A 1704-nucleotide genomic window follows, 5' to 3' on the forward strand; every position below is an offset into this window, starting at 1 on the left:
CGATGTCGATCTTGCGCACGCCACTCTTGATGCCGCGCTGGATTTTTTCTACCGGCACGCCATAGGTCTCCTTGATGTCATCGCCGTACTTGCGGATGATTTCCTGTGGGATGACTGCGACGCGCACAGCCATGACGGGGTGCTCATCAAGCCGGCTTGGGGTCTTGCAGAACAACCGGCCCCCGACTACTGTGTCGATCAGTGTGTCAACTGGTAGCCTTGTCCAATGAGGTATGAGCCTGAGCGAGGGCCTGTATTTCCAAGCAGGAATGAGCCTGAAGCCGCAATTTGAGGTGAACCGGCAGGTGGGTTGATCATCCAGAAATGGTGATCAATATGGATGAGTCCCAGCTTCGCACGATCGAACAAGTCGAGCAATTTCTCGCGGCCAGTGCCGACGTCGCGTTTACAGCCCACGGCGACGACTTGGAGCGCTACGCACACATCAGCCGGGTGCTCAAACGCTTTGACTACCCCCGGTGCAACAAACATGACCGTGGCGTGCTGCTGCGCTACCTGCAACACACCAGCGGCTACAGCCGCGCCCAACTCACGCGCTTGGTCAAGCAGTGGCACACCAACCGCCTGGCCAGCACCCCGCTGATCAAGCGCTACAGGGCCCCTGCAGCGCCCTTCGCACGCAAGTACACAGCCCTGGATATCGAGCTCCTGGTGGAGATGGACAAGGCACATGAGGAAGTCTGTGGCCCAGTCATCACACACCTCCTGAAACGGGCCTTCTTTGACTACGGTGATGCGCGCTACGAACGCCTGTCCCAGCTGTCTTCCTCGCACCTGTACAACCTGCGAAAAAGCGCGGGCTATCAGCGTCTGTGAGTCAGTTTCACAAAGACCCAACCGGTGTGCAATTCCATTGGTGTGCGCAAGGCTCCACGCCCCGATGGACGCGCTGGCTTTGTGCGCATTGACAGCGGCCATCAGGGCGACGAAGACGGGATGAAAGGGGTCTATCACATCACCTGCGTGGACAGCACTTCACAGTGGCAAGTCGAGGCTTGCGTGCAGGGCATCAGCCAGGTATTCCTTTTACCGGTTCTGGAGATGGTGATCGCGGTCGCCTTCAAAGCCTTCCAGCACATTCACCACGTTGTTAAAGCCCGCCTTTTCCAAGGCGATACCGGCGTCGATGGTGCGCTCGCCGCTGCGACAAATCAGCACGATGATTTGATTCTGGTCGGTGGTTTTGGCCGACACGGCCGCAACGAACTGGGCGGTGTCGGGCTTCATGGCCGGAAATTCGAACCACGGAATGTTGACCGCCCCCGGTGGGTAGCCCACATAGCGCGCTTCGATTTCCATGCGCACGTCGACAAATAGCGCCTCCGGTTGTTGCTGCAACAGAGCCCAGGTTTCTTTCGGTAGAAGGTGTTTCATACCGATATAGTCCAGCGTTTTGGTACTGTGGGTCAGGCGTAGCGTTTGGCCATCATCTCCAACGATACCGGCTTGATCTTGCTACCCTGCCCCGCGCAGCCAAACGCCTCAAAGCGCGCCTTGACGATGCCGCGCGCCGAATTCTTGGCCGCGACCAGCGCCTTGCGCGGGTCGAATTCGCTGGGTTGCTGGGCGAACACCTGGCGCATGGCGCCGGTCATGGCCAGGCGGATGTCGGTGTCGATGTTGATCTTGCGCACGCCGCTTTTGATGCCGCGCTGGATTTCTTCCACCGGCACGCCATAGGTT

The 1704-nt window shown here is 58.8% G+C and carries 3 protein-coding genes and 1 pseudogene; 1 reads left to right on the top strand and 3 read right to left on the bottom strand.

The genetic code is table 11. The features are described from left to right. Positions 1 to 112, bottom strand: a pseudogene (locus tag AC097P_RS23610) (fructose-1,6-bisphosphate aldolase); the annotation flags it as partial. A gap of 224 nt (positions 113 to 336) precedes the next feature. On the opposite strand from AC097P_RS23610, the gene AC097P_RS23615 reads away from it, so the two are divergent. Beyond that, positions 337 to 837: a hypothetical protein gene (locus tag AC097P_RS23615; RefSeq protein ID WP_479612872.1), complete on the top strand. Its 501-nt coding sequence runs from the start codon at positions 337 to 339 to the stop codon at positions 835 to 837. Between the two features lie 210 nt (positions 838 to 1047). On the opposite strand, the gene AC097P_RS23620 is transcribed toward AC097P_RS23615, so the two are convergent. Continuing rightward, positions 1048 to 1395 (bottom strand): rhodanese-like domain-containing protein, encoded by a 348-nt coding sequence (locus AC097P_RS23620; protein WP_479612873.1) that lies wholly within the window; start codon positions 1393 to 1395, stop codon positions 1048 to 1050. A 32-nt stretch (positions 1396 to 1427) separates the two neighbouring features. Continuing rightward, the coding region (locus tag AC097P_RS23625) for a class II fructose-bisphosphate aldolase (RefSeq protein ID WP_479612874.1) at positions 1428 to 1704 on the bottom strand (277 nt) is incomplete at its 5' end.

This window comes from Rhodoferax sp. ZS1R8 (genome assembly GCF_056521325.1).

Bases quoted from the DNA above. Each gene is read 5' to 3' on its own strand.
- AC097P_RS23615 (WP_479612872.1), top strand. From the start codon at position 337: ATGGATGAGTCCCAGCTTCGCACGATCGAACAAGTCGAGCAATTTCTC.
- AC097P_RS23620 (WP_479612873.1), bottom strand. From the start codon at position 1,395: ATGAAACACCTTCTACCGAAAGAAACCTGGGCTCTGTTGCAGCAACAA.